Origin of the sequence: Streptomyces sp. Root1310 (genome assembly GCF_001426425.1) — a bacterium.
GTDB lineage: Bacteria > Actinomycetota > Actinomycetes > Streptomycetales > Streptomycetaceae > Streptomyces.
This window is the reverse complement of sequence record NZ_LMEQ01000006.1, coordinates 15,151-34,475: the sequence shown is the minus strand read 5'-3', so window position 1 is coordinate 34,475 and position 19,325 is coordinate 15,151. Positions and strand designations below refer to the sequence as shown.

Annotated in this window: 16 protein-coding genes and 1 pseudogene; 5 read left to right on the top strand and 12 right to left on the bottom strand. The window is 71.6% G+C overall.

Translation table 11 applies throughout. The features are described from left to right. The first annotated feature begins 107 nt into the window (after positions 1-107). From ASD48_RS14710 to ASD48_RS14700, 3 genes are read left to right on the top strand one after another with little or no spacing between them, the layout of a single operon-like run. A complete protein-coding gene (locus ASD48_RS14710; protein ID WP_057602034.1) occupies positions 108-767 on the top strand; it encodes a hypothetical protein in 660 nt (219 codons plus the stop codon). 22 nt (positions 768-789) lie between these two features. Continuing rightward, positions 790-1,374 (top strand): DUF6529 family protein, encoded by a 585-nt coding sequence (locus tag ASD48_RS14705; protein ID WP_057602033.1) that lies wholly within the window; start codon positions 790-792, stop codon positions 1,372-1,374. Continuing rightward, positions 1,371-1,790 carry a Rieske (2Fe-2S) protein gene (locus ASD48_RS14700; RefSeq protein ID WP_057602032.1) on the top strand — a complete coding sequence of 140 codons (420 nt, stop codon included), beginning with the start codon at positions 1,371-1,373 and terminating at the stop codon, positions 1,788-1,790. Before ASD48_RS14705 ends, ASD48_RS14700 begins: the two co-directional genes overlap by 4 nt. 31 nt (positions 1,791-1,821) lie before the next feature. Here ASD48_RS14700 and ASD48_RS14695 read toward each other — a convergent pair whose 3' ends face one another. From ASD48_RS14695 to ASD48_RS14645, 11 genes are all read right to left on the bottom strand, one after another. Continuing rightward, positions 1,822-2,844, bottom strand: coding sequence for an ADP-ribosylglycohydrolase family protein (locus ASD48_RS14695; RefSeq protein WP_057602031.1), 1,023 nt, complete (start codon positions 2,842-2,844; stop codon positions 1,822-1,824). Next, on the bottom strand, positions 2,841-3,569 hold the full coding sequence (locus ASD48_RS14690) for an NUDIX domain-containing protein (protein WP_199875796.1): 729 nt from the start codon (positions 3,567-3,569) through the stop codon (positions 2,841-2,843). The genes ASD48_RS14695 and ASD48_RS14690 overlap by 4 nt, the downstream gene beginning before the upstream one ends. Positions 3,570-3,653: 84 nt before the next feature. Next, positions 3,654-4,844, bottom strand: a complete 1,191-nt coding sequence (locus tag ASD48_RS14685; RefSeq protein ID WP_057602030.1) for a pseudouridine synthase — start codon at positions 4,842-4,844, stop codon at positions 3,654-3,656. Continuing rightward, positions 4,844-5,416 (bottom strand): SMC-Scp complex subunit ScpB, encoded by a 573-nt coding sequence (scpB, locus tag ASD48_RS14680; RefSeq protein ID WP_242432594.1) that lies wholly within the window; start codon positions 5,414-5,416, stop codon positions 4,844-4,846. Before scpB ends, ASD48_RS14685 begins: the two co-directional genes overlap by 1 nt. Before the next feature lie 53 nt (positions 5,417-5,469). Continuing rightward, positions 5,470-6,894, bottom strand: coding sequence for a segregation/condensation protein A (locus tag ASD48_RS41290; RefSeq protein ID WP_063887443.1), 1,425 nt, complete (start codon positions 6,892-6,894; stop codon positions 5,470-5,472). Between the two features lie 18 nt (positions 6,895-6,912). Next, positions 6,913-7,494, bottom strand: coding sequence for a hypothetical protein (locus tag ASD48_RS14670; protein WP_079073761.1), 582 nt, complete (start codon positions 7,492-7,494; stop codon positions 6,913-6,915). Then, positions 7,479-8,615 (bottom strand): ParA family protein, encoded by a 1,137-nt coding sequence (locus ASD48_RS14665; protein ID WP_028806581.1) that lies wholly within the window; start codon positions 8,613-8,615, stop codon positions 7,479-7,481. The genes ASD48_RS14670 and ASD48_RS14665 overlap by 16 nt, the downstream gene beginning before the upstream one ends. Before the next feature lie 415 nt (positions 8,616-9,030). After that, positions 9,031-10,155, bottom strand: a complete 1,125-nt coding sequence (gene ald, locus ASD48_RS14660) for an alanine dehydrogenase (protein WP_020128160.1) — start codon at positions 10,153-10,155, stop codon at positions 9,031-9,033. 136 nt (positions 10,156-10,291) lie between these two features. Then, positions 10,292-12,496 (bottom strand): tetratricopeptide repeat protein, encoded by a 2,205-nt coding sequence (locus tag ASD48_RS14655; protein WP_057602027.1) that lies wholly within the window; start codon positions 12,494-12,496, stop codon positions 10,292-10,294. A 251-nt stretch (positions 12,497-12,747) separates the two neighbouring features. Next, positions 12,748-13,374 carry an NUDIX hydrolase gene (locus ASD48_RS14650; protein ID WP_057602026.1) on the bottom strand — a complete coding sequence of 209 codons (627 nt, stop codon included), beginning with the start codon at positions 13,372-13,374 and terminating at the stop codon, positions 12,748-12,750. Positions 13,375-13,466: 92 nt separating this feature from the next. Beyond that, positions 13,467-15,131, bottom strand: a complete 1,665-nt coding sequence (locus ASD48_RS14645) for a CTP synthase (RefSeq protein WP_057602025.1) — start codon at positions 15,129-15,131, stop codon at positions 13,467-13,469. Positions 15,132-15,599: 468 nt separating this feature from the next. On the opposite strand from ASD48_RS14645, the gene ASD48_RS14640 reads away from it, so the two are divergent. Both ASD48_RS14640 and ASD48_RS14635 read left to right on the top strand, forming a co-directional pair. Continuing rightward, entirely contained in the window at positions 15,600-17,402 is a 1,803-nt protein-coding gene (locus tag ASD48_RS14640; RefSeq protein ID WP_057602024.1) for a glycoside hydrolase family 15 protein, read from the top strand. Positions 17,403-17,513: 111 nt separating this feature from the next. After that, a complete protein-coding gene (locus ASD48_RS14635) occupies positions 17,514-18,896 on the top strand; it encodes an FAD-binding oxidoreductase (protein ID WP_057602023.1) in 1,383 nt (460 codons plus the stop codon). A 221-nt stretch (positions 18,897-19,117) separates the two neighbouring features. Here ASD48_RS14635 and ASD48_RS45965 read toward each other — a convergent pair. Then, a pseudogene (locus tag ASD48_RS45965) lies at positions 19,118-19,246 on the bottom strand (LLM class F420-dependent oxidoreductase); the annotation flags it as partial. Positions 19,247-19,325: the final 79 nt, after the last annotated feature.

Below are 19,325 nucleotides of genomic sequence, written 5' to 3'. Positions count from 1 at the left end.
GCCCGCGTGCCGAGACGGGAACGCCTCCGTACGCCCTTTACTGCGGGTGCGGCCTGCGCTCTCATGGCACTCTGACGGCAGGACACCCGCATCGGGGAAGGCCCGACATGAAGCGTCCAGGACCCCTGCTCACCCTTCTCGCGGGACTGGTGCTCGGCCTGTTCCTGCTGACGCTCAACGCGACGACGGGGACGAAGACCGCCTCCTCCTCGTACGAGGAGAAGTCACCGAGCCCGGCACCCGTCCGGAGCACCGCCCCGGCCGCGTCCACCCCGGCCCCCTCCCCCTCGCGCGTCCCGGCCGCCGACGCCGACTACGCCGGCCGCACGGACGACGACGCGGCGGCCATCGCCGTCACCGTCCGCGACGGCAAGGCGATCGCGTACTACTGCGACGGCCGCGCCGAGGAGTCCTGGCTCAAGGGCGACGTCGAGGACGACGGCACCCTGCGGCTCACCGGCGAGCACGGCGCGAAACTCGACGGCACGCTCCAGGACGGCAAGCGCGTCGACGGCACGGTCACCGTGGGCGGCGGGCGGCACGCCTTCTCGGCGGACCGGGCGAAGAAGCCGTCCGGGCTGTGGCGGACGACGGCCACGGTGCGCTCCGCGAAGATCGACGGCGGCTGGATCGTGCTGAAGGACGGCACCCAGGTCGGCATCCTCACCCGCGACGGCACGCCCTCCCCCGCGCCCCGCATCGACCCGGAGACCGGCGCGGTGACGGTCGACGGACAGCAGCTCACGGCCCGCCCCGCCACGCCCTGACCCCTTCGAGCAGGGAGCCACCATGACCGTCGACCCGAACGCCGCCACCCAGGGCTTCCCCGGCCCCGTCCCCGGGCGGGGCGGCCCGCACCCCGCCCGCTATCTGGTCCCGGCACTCGTCGCGGCCGCCGTGGCGCTCGCCCTGGGCGTGTACGGCAAGGTCCACGACCCGGCCGGGACGGCCTTCAACCTGGCCGGCTTCAGCAGCACGGGCGCGGTCAAGTCCTGGCTGGCGACGGCCGCGATGTTCTTCGCGCTGGTCCAGCTCGTGTCGGCCGCGATGCTGTACGGCAGACTGCCGGGACCCGCCTGGTCCGGCACCCTGCACCGCTGGTCGGGCCGCGCGGCCTTCCTGATCGCGGTCCCGGTTGCGGTGCACTGTCTGTACGCGCTTGGCTATCAGACATATGAAACGCGCGTGATGTGGCACTCCCTCCTGGGTTGCTTCTTCTTCGGCGCATTCAGTGCCAAGATGCTGCTGCTCCGTTCGGAGCGACTCCCGGGATGGCTGCTGCCGGTCGTCGGCGGACTCGTCTTCGCCGTACTCACGGTCCTCTGGCTGACCTCGGCCCTTTGGTTCTTCCGCACTTTCGGAGTGACGACATGACCCTCCCCGCGACACGGCGCACGGTTCTCCTGGCGACGGGCGGCGCGGCAGCCGCGCTCGCCACGGGCTGCGGCGAGTACGGCAACAAGGACGACTCCTCGTCCGAGCAGTCCTCGAAGGCCTCCGCCGGCCAGGAGCTGGCGAAGACCACCGACATCCCCGTCGGCGGCGGCAAGATCTTCGCGGAGGAGAAGGTAGTCGTCACCCAGCCGACGCAGGGCGACTTCAAGGCGTTCTCCGCGGTCTGCACCCATCAGGGCTGCACCGTCGGCAGCGTCGCCGACGGCATCATCCACTGCCCCTGCCACAAGAGCGAGTTCCGTATCGCCGACGGCTCGGTGGCCGGCGGCCCGGCGACCAAGCCGCTGCCCACGGAGCAGATCACCGTCCAGGGCAGCTCTATCAAGCTGGCCTGAGCCCCTGCCGGATCACCGAACCCCTGCCGGGTCACTGGTCCCAGAGCGCCCCGAGCGTCACCAGCTCCCCCTGGTACTCGATCCGGTCCGCCCACGCCGTCGGCCAGGCGTCGGCCCCGGCGTACGCGCCCGCGAAGGCGCCCGCCAGACAGGCGATGGAGTCGGAGTCCCCGGAGGAGCAGGCGGCCCGGCGCAGCACGGTCACCGGCTCGTCCGGGAAGAGCAGGAAGCACAGCAGACCGGTCGCCATGGCCTCCTCGGCGATCCACCCCGCCCCCGTGGCCAGGCACGGATCGGTCTCCGGCGCGGGTTCGCGCAGCGCCTCCCTGAGGCGCTCCAGCACACCGAGGCAGTCGTCCCAGCCGCGCGCGATGAAGTGCTCCGGGGTGGGGTCCTGGCTGCGGGTCCACAGGTCGCCGAGCCAGCGGTGGTGGTAGCGGGAGCGGTTGTCCACGGCGTAGGCCCGCAGGAGGCCGACCAGGGCCCCGGGCTCGGCACCCTGGGTGAGCAGCCGTACGGCATGGGCGGTGAGGTCGGAGGCGGCGAGCGCGGTGGGGTGCCCGTGGGTGAGAGCGGACTGGAGCTGGGCGGCACCGGCACGCTGCTCGTCGCTGAGCCCGGGGACGAGCCCGACGGGCGCCACCCGCATGTTGGCGCCACAGCCCTTGGAACCGATCTGACTGGCGTCCTGCCAGCCGAGGTTCTCGTCCTCGAGCAGGCCGCACGCCGTCAGGCAGGTCCGCCCGGGGGCCCGGTTGTTGTCCGGCGACCGGTACCAGTCCACGAACTCCGCGCGCAGCGGGTGCGCGAGGGACGTCGGCACGAGCAGTCCGCGGTCCATGGCGGTCCGCAGGGCCCGGCCCACGGCCAGGGTCATCTGGGTGTCGTCGGAGACGAAGGCGCGCTTCGGCAGTTCCATCTCCGGCCAGGGCCCGCACTTGGCGAGGATCGACGGAACGTCGTTGAACTCGGTGGGAAACCCGAGCGCGTCCCCCAGCGCGAGTCCCAGCAGGGACCCGGTGGCCCGCTTCCTGACGGTGGTCGAGGTGGTCATGCGGATCGTCCTTCCCGGGGCGGTCGCAGCAGGGGCGGGTGGAGCGCGGTGGCGGCGCCCGCCCGGTAGAGGGCGGCGGGCTTGCCGCGGCCGCCGGTGAGGCGCGCGCCGCCGGGCACGGGCTCGACGAAGCCCGGGGTGGCCAGCACCTTGCGGCGGAAGTTGGGCCGGTCCAGGCCGGTCCCCCACACCGTCTCGTAGACCTGCCGGAGCTCGCCGAGGGTGAACTCCGGCGGGCAGAAGGCCGTGGCGAGGCAGGTGTACTCGAGCTTGGCGCCGACCCGGTCGTGGGCGTCGGCCAGGATCCGGTCGTGGTCGAAGGCGAGCTGCTTCGCGTCGTCGTACGGCAGCCAGCGCGCCTGGGCCGCGTCGCCGCCGCCCGTCGGCTCGGGGGCGTCGGGCAGCAGCGCGGCGAAGGCGACGGACACGACCCGCATCCGGGGGTCGCGGTCGGGTTCGCTGTAGGTGCGCAGCTGCTCGAGGTGCAGTCCGGAGTCGTCCTTCAGGCCGGTCTCCTCGGCGAGTTCCCGCCGGGCGGCGGTCTCCGCGGACTCGTCCGGCAGCACGAAGCCCCCCGGCAGCGCCCACCGGCCGGCGTACGGCTCCTGGCCCCGCTCGACGAGCAGGACGTGCAGGGTGCCCGCGCGGAGCGTGAGGACGGCGAGATCGACGGTGACGGCGAAGGGTTCGTGGGCGTACTTGTCGTAACCCGGCACGACGAACACCCCCTCTTAATAGTCACCACGACTATAAAAAGGGGGTGCGGTCACGCACAAGCCCCGGGAGCCCCGGGAACCCGCGGATACGTCCTAGAGCTCGACTTCCTTCATCAGCATGCCGACCTCGGTGTTGGACAGCCGTCGCAGCCAGCCCGACTTCTGGTCGCCCAGGGTGATCGGGCCGAAGGCGACGCGGACCAGCTTGTCGACCGGGAAGCCGGCCTCCGCCAGCATCCGGCGCACGATGTGCTTGCGGCCCTCGTGCAGAGTCACCTCGACCAGGTAGTTCTTGCCGGTCTGCTCGACGACCCGGAAGTGGTCCGCCTTCGCGTACCCGTCCTCCAGCTGGATGCCGTCCTTCAGACGCTTGCCCAGGTCACGCGGGATGGGACCCACGATGTGCGCGAGGTAGACCTTCTTCACCCCGTACTTGGGGTGGGTCAGCCGGTGCGCCAGCTCGCCGTGGTTGGTGAGCAGGATGACGCCCTCGGTCTCGGTGTCGAGCCGGCCGACGTGGAACAGCCGCGTCTCGCGGTTGGTCACGTAGTCGCCGAGGCACTGACGGCCCTCGGTGTCCTCCATCGTGGAGACGACACCTGCCGGCTTGTTCAGCGAGAAGAACTGGTACGACTGGGTGGCGACCGTCAGGCCGTCGACCTTGACCTCGTCGTTCTCCGGATCGACGCGCTTGCCCTGCTCCAGGACGATCTCGCCGTTGACCTCGACCCGCGCCTGCTCGATCAGCTCCTCGCAGGCGCGCCGGGAGCCGTAGCCCGCGCGCGCGAGCACCTTCTGCAGCCGCTCGCCCTCCTGCTCGGCGCCCGGGAAGGTCTTGGGCAGCTTCACTTCCTTCTTGCCGGCGTACCGGTCCCGGTTGCGCTCCTCGGCGCGCGTCTCGTACTCACGGGAACGCGCCGGCTCCGTGCGTCCGCCGCGCTGCTGGCCCTGCCGGGGGCCGCCCTTGGCGCCGCCCCGGGCCGCACCGCCGCGCCCCGCCTTCGGGCCCTCGTGGGTCGCGCCGGGGCCTACGTCGTAGCGACGCTCCTCGGGACGGGGCTTGCTCGGACGCTTCGGCCTGTCGTCGCGGCCCCCCGCGCCCGCCGAACGGTCGTCCCGGCCTGCCGAGCCGCCCCTCGACCGGTCGTCACGGCCTCCGGAGCCGCCCCTCGACCGGTCGTCACGGCCTCCCGAGCCGCCCCTCGGCTGGGAACCGCCCCCGCCGGTCCCCCGGGGCTTGCCGCGCCCGTTGTTCCTGCCACTGCCGCTGCCACTGCTTCGCATCAAAGTTCCGTCGTCGTCGTGTCGTCTGCATCTGCATCCGGTGCGTCCGGATCGAACGACGGGACCCCTTCCAGCATCTCGGCCTCGATCGCCTCCGCCTCGGGGAGAAAGGGCGCGAGCTCCGGGAGCTCGTCCAGACCGCGCAGGCCCATCCGCTCCAGAAAGTAGTTCGTCGTCACGTACAGGATCGCACCTGTTTCGGGTTCCGCGCCCGCCTCCTCGACCAGACCGCGCTGGAGCAGGGTGCGCATCACGCCGTCGCAGTTCACTCCGCGCACCGCGGAGACCCTGCTGCGGCTGACCGGCTGGCGGTACGCGACGACCGCCAGGGTCTCCAGCGCCGCCTGTGTGAGCCGGGCCTGCTGGCCGTCCAGCACGAAGCCCTCGACGGCCGCGGCGTACTCGGGCCGGGTGTAGAACCGCCAGCCGCCCGCGATGAGCCTGAGCTCGAAGCCACGCCCCTGCACGGTGTACTCGTCGGCCAGCTCGCGCAGCGCGTCCGCGATGTGCCGCCGGGGCCGCTGGAGGATCTTCGCGAGGTGCTCCTCGGTCGCGGGCTCGTCGACGACCATCAGGACGGCCTCCAGGGCCGGCTTGAGGTCGAGTGCGGCGACGGTCTCCTCGCTCACGTCTTCGTCTCCTTCTCGGGCTCCTCGGGCGGCCGGTCGAACTCGTCCGTGACCAGGGGCTGCGTGTCCCCGTCCCCGCCGGTCCAGCGCACCAGCAGCTCACCGAGGGCGGTCTCCTGGTCGAGCGCGACCGCCTTCTCCCGGTACAGCTCCAGCAGCGCGAGGAAGCGGGCCACGACGGTGAGGGTGTCCTCGGTGTCCGCCACCAGCGTGCGGAAGCTGGTCTCGCCGAGTTCCCTGAGCCGCGTGACGACGATCCCGGCCTGTTCCTGCACGCTCACCAGCGGCGCGTGGATGTGGTCGACGTACACCTGCGGTTTGGCCCGCGGCTGCATCGCCTTGACCGCGAGCCGCGCGAACCCCTCCGGGCCGATGCTGATGACGACCTCGGGCAGCAGCTCCGCGTGGTGCGGTTCGAGACCGACGGTACGGGGGTAGCGCCGGGCCTCGCTCTCCAGCCGGTGCGTGAAGATGTCGGCGACCCGCTTGTAGGCCCGGTACTGGAGCAGCCGGGCGAACAGCAGGTCCCGGGCCTCCAGGAGGGCCAGGTCGGCCTCGTCCTCGACCTCCGCGGCGGGCAGCAGCCGGGCCGCCTTGAGATCGAGCAGCGTGGCGGCCACGACCAGGAACTCGGTCGTCTGGTCCAGGTCCCAGTCGGGGCCCATCGCCCGGATGTGCGCCATGAACTCGTCGGTCACCTTCGACAGCGCGACCTCGGTGACGTCCAGCTTGTGCTTGGAGATCAGCTGGAGCAACAGATCGAAGGGCCCCTCGAAGTTGGCGAGGCGCACCTTGAAGACACCGTCGGAAGCCTCCTGGCCCTCGGAACCGGGTCCAGACCCCACGGACTCCGCTCCACCGGCCCCCGACCCACCCGCGGATGCGACGAATCCCAGGCCCATGGACTCCGGGTCTGCGGACTCCGAGCCCACGGATCCCAGGTCGACGGAGTCCGGGCCTGCGGACTCCGGGCCCACGGACTCCGGCCACACGGATTCGGGGCCTGCGGATTCCCGGCCTGCGGACTCCGAGCCCACGGATCCCAGGTCGACGGATTCTTCCGGCCCCACGGATTCCGGGCCTGCAGATTCCAGGTCGACGGATTCTTCCGGCCCCACGGGCTCCGGCCCCACGGGCTCCGAGCCCAGAGATTCCGGTTCGCCGAGGTCGGGTTCGACCCGATCCGGTGCGGCCTGGTCCGGCCTGACGGGATCGGGTTCAGCGAAATCCGGCCCGACGGGATCCGGCCCGACGGGATCCGGTGCCGGGTCCGGCGCGACGGGATCGGGTGCCGGGTCCGGTGCGGCCGCCCCGGGGTCCGGCTCGGTGGGTACCGGCGCCGTCCCGGGCCCCCGCCCCAGCGCACGCCGACGGCCGGCTGCTGCGCCGGGGCCGGGGACGGGAGCGTCGTTCGAGGTCATGGCCCCCGCAGGCTACCGCTACCGCCCGCGAAGTCGGCGGACGAGGATGCTGGCGTCCCCGCGGCTCTCCAGGTCGGCGAGGACCACGGCGACCGCCTCGCGGACGATGCGCCCCCGGTCCACGGCCAGCCCGTGCTCGCCCCGGAGCACCAGCCGGGCGTGCTCCAGATCCATGAGCTCCTCGGCGGAGACGTAGACGGTGATCTTCTCGTCGTGCCGTTCACGGCCGCTGGGCCTGCGGGACGCCTGCCGTGCGCGTTTGCGCGACTGGCCGTCGGCGGCGGAGGCAGAACCTTCCTGCGGGCCCTGGCGCCGCTCGGGGCGCTCCCCGGGGGCGCCCCGGGTACGGGACTCCCCGGCGTCGCCCTGGCCGGCGTCGGCCGCCGCGTGCTCGGCGCCCTCGCCGTCACCGCCCTGCGCGGGCACGGCCTGCGGCGCGTCCTCCGCGCCGCCGGCCGCCACCGCGTCGCTCTCGCCGGCCGGCGCCGGTACCCGGGCCTCGCCGTTGGCGGGGCGCCGGGGCGCGGACGGCTGAAGCGCCATTCCCCCTGTCGTACGGAAGAGTTCGTCGGCCCCCGGCAGACTCACTCGGCGTGACACCGGGCGAGCACCTCCCTGGCGAGCTGGCGGTAGGCGGCGGCGCCGACGGAGTTGGAGGCGTACGTGGTGATCGGCTCCCCGGCGACCGTGGTCTCCGGGAAGCGGACCGTGCGCCCGATCACCGTGTGGTAGACGTGGTCGTCGAAGGCCTCGACGACGCGCGCGAGCACCTCACGGCTGTGCACGGTGCGCGAGTCGTACATCGTGGCGAGGATCCCGTCGAGTTCCAGTTCCGGGTTGAGCCGTTCCTGGACCTTCTCGATGGTCTCGGTCAGCAGCGCCACACCCCGGAGGGCGAAGAACTCGCACTCCAGCGGCACGATCACCTTGTGAGCGGCCGTCAGGGCGTTGACGGTGAGCAGGCCGAGCGAGGGCTGACAGTCGATGACGATGTAGTCGTAGTCGTCCATCAGCGGCTTGAGCGCACGCTGGAGCGTGGACTCGCGCGCGACCTCGGAGACCAGCTGGACCTCGGCGGCCGACAGGTCGATGTTGCTGGGCAGCAGGTCCATGTTCGGGACCGCCGTCTTCAGGAGCACCTCGTCCGCCGCCATGCCCCGCTCCATGAGCAGGTTGTAGACGGTCAGGTCGAGCTCCATCGGATTGACGCCGAGACCGACCGACAGCGCGCCCTGCGGGTCGAAGTCCACGAGCAGCACGCGCCGACCGTACTCCGCGAGTGCGGCACCCAGGTTGATGGTCGACGTCGTCTTGCCCACGCCGCCCTTCTGGTTGCACATCGCGATGATCGTCGCGGGGCCGTGCTGGGTCAGCGGGCCCGGGATCGGGAAGTACGGCAGCGGGCGTCCGGTCGGACCGACGCGCTCACGGCGCTGTCGGGCCGCGTCGGGCGCGAGCGTGGCCGCGTACTCCGGGTCCGGCTCGTACTCGGCATCGGGATCGTAGAAATGCCCTTCGGGCAGTTCGTCGTAGTCGGCGAAGTGGTTGCGGGGCGCGCCACTTCCGTCGCCGGCCATGGCGTTCACGTGATGGCCATCCATGCTCTGGTGTGCTGACAGAGCCACATGGGTGCTGCGCTGGCTCTGGTGGGCTGCGAAGGTTCGGACAGCGACGGAGCCGACAGCCTCGAGCCCCGCGGAGACCTGGGCCCGCGTCGGCATTCCTGGTTGACCACCCCCGGGAGCAAATGTCGACTCATTCACAAGTCGTCTTACCTCCTTGGTGACCAGGAAACTTCTAGACAAGGTCAGCGTGGCACCATGCCGACAGTCGGCGACTCTATGGCGTGTCGGGTGTTCGCAGCAACACAATCCGCCGGACCCGGCCCGATGTGTCGGCAATGAAACATCCCGCTGTCAAGGGCGTACGGCCGTCGCACGGCAGGATTCGCCGGTGTACGAATCGGTCGAAGCGTTACGTTCGAGGCGAGTTGGCCGAGAGCCGCAAAGTGACCATACACACATCCGGCCGGACCTTGTCGGGCAAGGTCCGGCCGGGTGTGCGGGGTTGACGACCTGTGTTGACGTATCGCCTTTTCCCGCGGGGCTACTTGGCCGATCGGCTCGGCACGACGGCTCAGCCGAGCAGCTGGTCGAGCTCCATGTGCTCCAGGCCGTGCGCCTCCGCGACCTCACGGTAAACGACCTTGCCGTCATGGGTGTTGAGGCCCCTGGCCAGCGCGGCGTCGCGGCGCAGCGCCTCCACCCAGCCCTTGTCGGCGAGTTCGACGATGTACGGCAGGGTGGCGTTGGTGAGCGCGTAGGTGGAGGTGTTGGGGACCGCGCCGGGCATGTTGGCGACGCAGTAGAAGACCGACTCGTGGACCGGGAAGGTCGGCTCGGCGTGCGTGGTCGGACGGGAGTCCTCGAAGCAGCCGCCCTGGTCGATGGCGATGTCGACAAGGACACTTCCGGGCTTCATCCGAGACACGAGCTCGTTGGTGACCAGCTTGGGAGCCTTGGCGCCCGGGATGAGGACGGCACCGATGACGAGGTCGGCCTCGAGGCAGGCCTTCTCCAGTTCGAAGGCGTTGGAGACGACCGTCTGGATCTTCGTACCGAAGATCTTGTCGGCCTCCTTGAGCTTGTTGATGTCGCGGTCGAGCAGCGTCACGTGGAAGCCCATGCCGATGGCGATCTGCGCCGCGTTCCAGCCGGAGACACCGCCGCCGATGACGACCGCCTTGGCGGCCAGCACGCCCGGCACCCCGCCCGGCAGCACGCCGCGGCCGCCGTTGGCGCGCATCAGGTGGTAGGCGCCGACCTGAGGGGCCAGCCGGCCGGCCACCTCGGACATGGGGGCGAGCAGCGGCAGCGCGCGGTTCGGCAGCTCGACGGTCTCGTAGGCGATCGCCGTGGTGCCGGACTCGACGAGGGCGTCCGTGCACTCCTTGGACGCGGCCAGGTGCAGGTAGGTGAAGAGCGTCTGGTCCTTGCGGAGGCGGTGGTACTCCTCGGCGATGGGCTCCTTGACCTTCAGCAGCAGGTCGGCGGTGGCCCACACCTCGTCGGCGGTCTCGAGGATGCGCGCGCCGGCGGCCACGTACTCCTCGTCCGTGATGGACGAGCCGACACCGGCGTTGCGTTCGACGACGACCTGGTGGCCGTGGCGCACCAGTTCGTGCACACCGGCGGGGGTGATGGCCACCCGGAACTCGTTGTTCTTGACCTCGCGGGGGATGCCGACCTTCACGTCGATCACGGTCCTTGGCTCAGTAGATGTGGGGGCACAGCAAAGACATACCCGGAGATACAGGACACACCGGGATGCACCGCAGGAGAACGAGCGGCAGAGCCAGTCTAATGAAGGTGTTCCCGCTGTCTAGCCTTTCATTGCATCAATCTTCAGCGGGTGTACTACGGATTTCGCAGGTGTTAGCGCGGTGTTCCGGGAGATCAGGCCGTTCCGGCCCTGATGCCGGCCCTGCTTCTGGCCCTGGCTCCGGCCCCGACCCGATCCCTGACCCGGGCCGCGACTCCGGTACCGGTACCGGTTCCGACGACCGGAACTCCGGCTGCGGTCCCGGCTCCGGCTCCGGCTCCGGCGCGCGGTTCGGGAGCTCCTCTCCCAGGATGCGCTCGGCCGCGCCCCGGTGCAGGCCGGCCGCCACCGGGTCGCCGAGGCGCTCCAGGGTGTCGGCCAGTCTCAGCTGCACCGCGGCCTGCAGACGCGTGTCCTCGGCGCGCCCGGCCCACTCCACCGCCTCCTGGCAGGTCCGCAGCGACTCCTCGGGGCGCCCCGCGTACTCCTGGACCCGGGCCAGCTCGCTCAGCGCCCGCGCGTACGCGCCGAGGTCGCCGTTCTTGCGGTGCCCGGCGGCCGCGGCCCGCCAGGCCCGCTGTGCCTCGCCGTATCGGCCCGCGTAGGTGAGCGCGGTGGCGATCCGGCCGTAGAGCCGGGCGGCGTCCGCGCGCTCGTCGCGGGCCAGCCGCTGGGCGAGGGCCCGTCCGAACCAGTCGGCGGCCCGGTCGTAGTCCCCGAGCTCGAGATGCGCACCGCCTACGGATTCCATCGCGCGGCCGATCGCATACGGGTCGTTCGCCTCGCGTCCGGCGTCCAGAGCGGCCCGGTAGCGCACCAGGGCCTCCGCCGTGCGGCCGGTCCTGGCGTCGACGTCGGCGAGGTTCAGCAGGGCGGCGGCCTTCTCGCGGGGCAGGTTCCGCCGCTCGGCCACGTCCAGGACGAGCTGGTGGACGCCGTACAGGTCGGGCGCCGCCGCCTGGGTGCCGAGGTGCGCGACCATCGCCCTGACCAGCTGGGACATCAGACGGCGGGCCAGGGTGTCCAGCTCGCCGTCGGCGACCGCCAGGCGGGCCGAGGCGAGCAGGGCGGGCCGGCGGACCCGCAGCCAGTCGGCGGCCGCGCGCGGGGTGGGGAAGCGCAGGGCGCTGGGCATGCCCTGGAGCTTCTCGCGGGCCTGGGGGTTGTCGGTCTCGGTGATGGCCCGGCAGGACTGGAGCAGCCGCACCGTCCGCTCCAGCATGCGGGCGCGGGCCAGCTGGAGCTCCGCCGGGCGGTCGTGGCTCTCGGCGGCGGCGCGCAGCAGGGGGTGGAGGCAGGCGGGCACCTCGTACTGGGGCAGCGGGGAGTCCAGGGGCCGCAGCAGACCCAGGGCGGCGAGGTCGTCCAGGGTGGTGCGGGCGGCGCCCACCGAGCAGCCGGCGAGCGCGGAGGCGGTGTGCGGGTCCGCCAGGCCTGCCGGGGCCAGGCAGAGCAGTCGCAGTATCCGGGCGGCGGGGGCGGGCAGCGTGGCGTGCACGAGCCGGAAGACCCGGCTGAGCGGGGAGCCCTCGTCCCCCTCCGCGTGGAGCTGCTTGGCGAGGTCGGCGACGGCGGCCTTCGGGCGGGCGGCGAGCCAGCCGCCCGCCAGGTTGAGCGCGGCCGGCTCGCCCTGGCACGCCTCCACGAGACCTTCGGCGGAGCGCGGGTCGACGGTGATGCGGACCGAGCCGGTGTGCCGGCTCAGCAGTTCGAGGGCGGACTTGGTGTCCAGGCCGCCCAGGGTGCAGGGGCGGACGTCCGCGATGCCGGTGAGCGGCCCGGCGGAGACGGCGACGAGGAGGCACTGCGGGGTGTCCGGGAGGAGCGCGTCGACCTGTTCGGCGCCGGCCGCGTCGTCGAGCAGGAGCAGGACGCGGCGCTGCGCGAGGGCCTGGCGCAGGAGGGCCGCGAGATCGTCCTCGTCGGCGCCCGGCGGGGTCGGCACGTCCAGCGCGGTGAGCAGTTCACGGGCGGCCCGCTCGACCGGCACGGGCGTGCCGTCGGGCTCGGCGAGGCGGGCACGCAGGACGCCGTCCCGGTAGTCGCCGGCGACCTGCCGGACGAGTTCCTCGGCGAGCGCCGTACGCCCGGAGCCGGGCCGCCCGGCGATCAGGAGCACGCGCGCGCGTGGCGCCTTCTTCCCGGAGATGGTGTCCAGCCCCGCGCGCTCGATGTCGGCGCGCAGCTCTTTCAACTCCCGGACTCTGCCCAGGAAATGGCCCTCTGTCGCAGCGTGTCCCGACAGCTGCACGCCGCCTGTGTCCACTGCCTGATCCGTCACGGGCCACACTCCCGTCCCACCGCACGCGCAAGCCCGCCGGGACTCCGGATCGGGCGTTTCCAGAGCCTAGTTCACGCTCTGCGACGTTCCGGGTGGAGTACGGCGGGCACCGCCGAGAGGTCCCTCGATCGGATCAGCCGATCGTCACACCGGACGGGGCGGGACAGCCTCGGAAAGGTGCTTCCGCACGCGGGACGGCCTCGCGGGCGTCGGCCGCGCGCGCGACGGCCTCGGGACGGCGGTGGAGGGCGTCACGCCTCGAACGGGCGAGCCGGCCAGGGCGCCTCGGCCGGGCGCAGCGCGTCGAGCCCGTCGCCGGTACGCGCGGCGACCAGGGAGAGGACGCCCACGACGAGGCAGTTGCTGTGCACGTCGCCCGCGAGCACGGCGCGGACCAGCTCGTCGACCGGCACCCGCGCGTGCTCCATGTCGGCCTCCTCGTCCTCCACCGCGAAGCGCTCCCCGTCCGCCTCGGACAGATCGCGGGCCAGGAAGATGCGCACCGACTCGTCACAGCCGCCGGCGGTGGGATAGACGTCGGTCAGCACCCGCCAGTCCTCGGCCTTGACGTGCGCCTCCTCGTACAGCTCGCGCTGGGCGGCGTGCAGGGGGTTCTCACCGGGCACGTCGAGCAGACCGGCCGGGATCTCCCACAGCTTCTGCCCGACGGGGTGGCGGTACTGCTTGATGAGCAGGACACGGCCCTCCTCGTCGAGGGCGAGGACGCCCACGGAACCCGGGTGGACCTGGAAGTCCCGGCGGACCACCGAACCGTCGGGCATGACCACCTCGTCCGTGCGGACGGAGGTCTTGTTGCCGACGAAGGGGGTCTCGGTCGACCGGACCTCCCACGCCTCGGGGGTGTCCTTGATCGTCATGCCATGCGTCCTTCCACGTGCCACCTGCGCAAACGAAGACCGGGGTGCCCACCTTTGAAGGTTTGCACCCCGGCCACCGTACAACTGGTGTGTTACTTCGACGTCTTCTCCACCTCGAGGGTCCGCTCGACCGCGGCCTTCACCAGGCCCGCGAACAGCGGGTGCGGACGCGTGGGCCGCGAGCGCAGCTCGGGGTGGGCCTGGGTGGCCACCAGGTACGGGTGGACGTCACGCGGGTACTCGACGTACTCGACGAGCTTGCCGTCGGGCGAGGTGCCGGAGAACAGGATGCCCGCCTTCTTCTCGAGCTCCGCGCGGTAGGCGTTGTTCACCTCGTAGCGGTGCCGGTGGCGCTCCTCGACGTACTCCTTGCCGTCGTACACCTCACGGACGATGGAGCCCTCGGCCAGCTTGGCCGGGTACATGCCCAGGCGCATCGTTCCGCCCATGTCACCCTCGCCGGCCACGATGTCGAGCTGCTCGGCCATGGTGGAGATGACCGGGTGGCCGGTGGCCGGGTCGAACTCGGTGGAGTTGGCGTCGCCGATGTCGGCCAGGTTGCGCGCGGCCTCGATCACGATGCACTGCAGGCCGAGGCACAGGCCGAGCAGCGGGATCCGGTTCTCCCGGGCGTAGCGGATCGCGCCGACCTTGCCGAGCACTCCGCGGTCGCCGAAGCCGCCCGGGATGCAGATGCCGTCGACGTCCTCGAGCTGCGCCTTGGCGCCCGCCGGGGTCTTGCAGTCGTCCGACGTGACCCACTTGATCTTCACGCGGGCCTTGTTGGCGAAGCCGCCGGCGCGCAGCGCCTCGGTGACCGAGAGGTAGGCGTCGGGCAGGTCGATGTACTTGCCGACCAGGGCGAGGGTGATCTCGTGGTCGGGGTTGTGGACGCGGTCGAGCAGGTCGTCCCAGGTCGTCCAGTCCACGTCACGGAACGGCAGGTCCAGCTTGCGGACGACGTAGGCGTCCAGGCCCTCGCCGTGCACGGTCTTCGGGATGTCGTAGATCGAGCGCGCGTCGGGACAGGCCACCACCGCGTCCTCGTCGACGTCGCACATCAGCGAGATCTTGCGCTTGATGGCGGTCGGCACCTCACGGTCGCAGCGGAGCACGATCGCGTCCGGCTGGATACCGATGTTCCGGAGCGCCGCGACCGAGTGCTGGGTCGGCTTGGTCTTCAGCTCACCCGAGGGACCGATGTACGGCAGGAGCGAGATGTGCACCACGAAGACGTTGTCCCGGCCCACCTCGTGACGGACCTGGCGGACCGTCTCCAGGAACGGCAGCGACTCGATGTCGCCGACCGTGCCGCCGACCTCGGTGATCACGACGTCGACCTCGTCAGTGGCCATCCGCCGGATACGGTGCTTGATCTCGTTGGTGATGTGCGGGATGACCTGCACGGTGTCGCCCAGGTACTCGCCACGCCGCTCCTTGGCGATCACCGTCGAGTAGACCTGGCCTGTAGTGACATTGGCGGAGCCGTCCAAGTCACGATCGAGGAAGCGCTCGTAGTGTCCGATGTCGAGGTCGGTCTCGGCACCGTCGTTGGTGACGAACACCTCACCGTGCTGAAAGGGGTTCATCGTGCCCGGGTCGACGTTCAGGTACGGGTCGAGCTTTTGCATCACGACGCGCAGACCCCGCGCCTTCAGCAGCATGCCGAGGCTGGAGGCCGTCAGGCCCTTGCCGAGCGAGGAGGCGACACCCCCGGTGACGAAGATGTGCTTGGTCGTCGTGGATTTGGGCGTCATGGCCAAGAGGGGGCTCCCGTGGTCGCGATTCGGAGGTGCGGTTCGGGGGCTTCGAGACCACCGGTCCACGGGCTACCAGGGTATCAGCGCCTCGGAGAGATGGCTTCCGGCCACGCTCCGCGCACAGGCCGACACGGGCCGCCCCCGCGCACCGGTTTCTCACCCCGTGCTCACCCGTTCGGCCCACCCGCGTTGTCCGGAGCGGCACGCAGATCATCTACGTGCGTCGTATCCTGCTCGGACACTCGCTGCCGAGCCCGGTCGGCAAGACGGCACACCCCAGTCCGTATCCCACCGGAACAACGAGAGCTCGTCAGTTCGTTGAGCAGGAATCGGCGTTTTGCCTATATGGCTGAGCGGCTGCTTTGCTTCAGCGCTCAACGACGCATTACAAACGACCCCTTGACCGCACTAGCGACCGCCCCCGTTCCATCTGGGGGTGACGTGGCCGTTCGACTGGAGTTGCACGTGGCCGGGCGCATCGAAGATTACGCACTCATCGGAGACATGCAGACCGCCGCACTGGTCTGCCGGGACGGCACAGTCGACTGGCTGTGCCTGCCCCGCTTCGACTCGCACGCGATCTTCGCAGGTCTGCTCGGCACCGAGGAACACGGATTCTGGCGCCTCGGCCCCGCGCACGCCTCCGACGCCCCGCCGCCGAGCGCGGCCCGGCGCACCTACCGGGGCGACTCGCTCATCCTGGAATCCGAGTGGGACACCCCGCGCGGCACCGTCCGGGTGACCGATTTCATGCCCCCTCGCGACGGCGCGCCCCAGCTGATCCGGATCGTCGAGGGTGTCTCGGGCCGCGTCCCGATGCGCTCCGCGCTGCGGATGCGGTTCTCCTACGGCCGGGTCGTGCCGTGGGTGCACAAGCACGAGGGCCGCACCGTCGCCGTCGCGGGCCCGGACTCCGTGTGGTTCGACACCGAGTGCGAGACCTACGGAAAGTCGCTCACCACGTACGCGGACTTCACGGTCGCGCCGGGTGACCGGATCGCGTTCACGATCTCGTGGGAGCCCTCGCACAAGGAGCCGCCCGCGCTGCCCGAGCCCGAGCAGTCGCTCCAGGCGACCGAGGACTTCTGGCGCGAGTGGGTCGAGCACTGTACGTACCACGGCCCCTACCGCGAGGCGGTGATCCGCTCGCTGATCACGCTCAAGGCGCTGACCTACGGCCCGACCGGCGGCATCGTCGCCGCGCCCACCACCTCGCTGCCCGAGGACATCGGCGGCGTCCGCAACTGGGACTACCGCTACACCTGGCTGCGCGACGCGGCCATCACGCTGTCCTCGCTGCTGCGCACCGGCTACCGCGAGGAGGCCCGCGCCTGGCGCGAGTGGCTGCTGCGGGCCGTCGCCGGCGACCCCGAGAACCTGCAGATCATGTACGGCATCGCGGGTGAGCGCGAGCTGGGCGAGGCCGAGCTGGACTGGCTGCCCGGCTACGAGAACTCCGGTCCGGTCCGGGTCGGCAACGGCGCCGCGCACCAGCTCCAGCTGGACGTCTACGGCGAGGTCACCGAGGCCCTGCACCTGGGCCACATGACCGGCCTGGCCCGCAACGACTACGCCTCCCTGCTCCAGCTCAAGCTGATCCGCTACCTGGAGCAGCACTGGGACGAGCCGGACGAGGGCATCTGGGAGGTGCGCGGTCCGCGCCGCCACTTCGTGCACTCCAAGGTCATGGCCTGGGTCGCCGTCGACCGCACGATCAAGCTGATCGAGTCGGGCGACGCGGACGGCCCGCTGGAGAAGTGGCGCGAGCTGCGCGACGACATCCACCGGGACGTGTGCGAGAAGGGCTACGACAAGGAACGCAACACCTTCACGCAGTCCTACGGCTCCAAGGAGTTGGACGCGTCCCTGCTGCTCATCCCGCAGATGGGCTTCCTGCCCCCGGACGACAAGCGCGTGATCGGCACCATCGAGGCGATCCAGCGCGAGCTGTCCACCCCGGACGGCTTCATCCTGCGCTACCCCACCTCGGGCGGCGACGAGGGCGTCGACGGCCTGCCGGGCGACGAGGGCGCCTTCCTGGCCTGCTCGTTCTGGATGGCGGACGACCTCGCGATGATCGGCCGGGTGGACGAGGCCCGCAAGCTGTTCGAGAAGCTGCTCTCGCTGCGCAACGACCTCGGTCTGCTCGCCGAGGAGTGGGACCCGCGCCTGCAGCGCCAGGTCGGCAACTTCCCGCAGGCCTTCAGCCACGTCCCGCTGATCGACACGGCCCTGCGCCTGACGGCGTCGGGGGCGTACGGCGGCTGAACGCCGGCACCGGGATCTTACGGACCGGTGACGCGCGGCCGCCGAACAGGACCGGGCGGCCGCGCGCGCCTACGCTGGAGCCCTCTGCCCCTGTACGGAAGGGGGCGCCTCATGGCCTCCCCATCGAAGGCGGGCGCGGCCCTCGCCGCGCTGCGCGAGGAACTGGTCGGCGACGTGTTCGCCCCGGAGGATCCGGGCTACGACGAGGCCCGTACGGTCTTCAACTCGATGATCGACCGCCGTCCCGCCGTGATCGCCCAGTGCGTGGACGAGGCCGATGTCGTGCGGTCGGTGCGCTTCGCGCGGGACCTGGACCTGCACGTCGCGGTGCGCGGCGGCGGACACAGCGTCGCGGGCATGGCACTGGGCGACGGGGCCGTGGTGGTGGACCTGCGTCATATGCGCGGGGTCACCGTCGACCCGGCCGCCGAGGCGGTACGGGTCGCGGGCGGGGCCACGATGAGCGACCTGGACCGCGCCTGCCAGCCGCACGGTCTGGCCACGACCGGCGGACGGGCCTCCACCACCGGCGTCGGCGGCTTCGTCCTCGGCGGCGGCACCGGCTGGCTGGACCGCTGCTGCGGGCTGGCCGTCGACAACCTGCTCGGCGTCGAGCTGGTCACCGCCGACGGCCGGCGGGTCCACGCGAACGCCGACGAGAATCCGGACCTGTTCTGGGCGTTGCACGGCGGCGGCGGAAACTTCGGCGTCGCCACCGCGCTCACCCTGAAGCTGTACGAGCTGCCCGAGTTCTCCATCGCGCTGCTGCTGTACCTGCCCGAGTTCGGCGCCGAGGTCACCCGCACCTACCGGGACGTGATCACGGCCGGTCCGGACGAGGCGTCCGGCGCCGTCATCTACCTCACCGGGCCGCCGGAGGAGTTCGTCCCGCCGCACCTGATCGGCACGCTGCTGTGCGGGGTGCTGCTGACGTACGCCGGCTCCGAGGAGGACATGCGCAAGCTCGCCGAACCCCTGCTGGCGATGCCGCACGAGAGCGAGGTCGTCGGGGCGATGCCGTACGCCGACGTCCAGTGCATGATCGACGATCCGCCCGGGATGCGGAACTACTGGTCTGCGGAGTACCTGACGGGCGCCCCGGACGACTTCGTGGACGTGTACTGCGCCCGTGGCCGGGCCATGCCCGTGCCGACGGGGACCATGCACGCGCTGTTCCCGCAGGGCGGCGCGATCGCCGCCGGGCCGCACGAGTACCCCGTGCCCTACCGGGACGCGCCCTGGGGCGTGCACCCCTTCGGGCTGTGGGAGGACCCGGCGGACGACGAGCGGTGCGTCCAGTGGGTCCGGGACGTCCGGGCCGACGTACAGCCGTGGAGCACGGGCGCGGTCTACCTCAACTTCATCGGCGACGAGGGTGCCGACCGGGTCGTGGCGGGCGTGGGCGAGGCGAACGCCCGACGGCTCGCGGACGTGAAGCGTCGCTACGACCCCGACAACGTCTTCCGCTTCAACCACAACATCAAGCCGGCCTGAGATCCGCCGGCGCCCGAGCGGTCGGTCCGGGCAGTGGGTCCGGACAGTCCATCCGGGCAGTGGGTCCGGGCGTCCGGCCGGGCAGTCGATCCGGGCTCCCGGCCCGAGCTGTCGGTTTGGTGCTGCCCTCCGGGCTGCCCTCCGGGCTGCCGTCCGGGCCGGGGCCGAAGCCCGCCGACCCGTCGGCCCGGGCTGCCGGCGCGAGCGGTGGGTCCGTCCCGTCAGACCTGCGCGAGACCCGCCGGCGCCGTCAGCGTCCGCTCCCCCGCCGGATCTGCGGCCGTCGCCGGGACGAGCGCGATCTCGTCGAGTCCCGCCTCCGCGTAGGCGTCGATCCGGGCGCGCACGGTGGCCGCCGCTACCCGGCGACGACCGCCCCATGCCGGACGGAACTGTCACCGGGACGTCCGCGCAGGTAGCGTCCGCTGC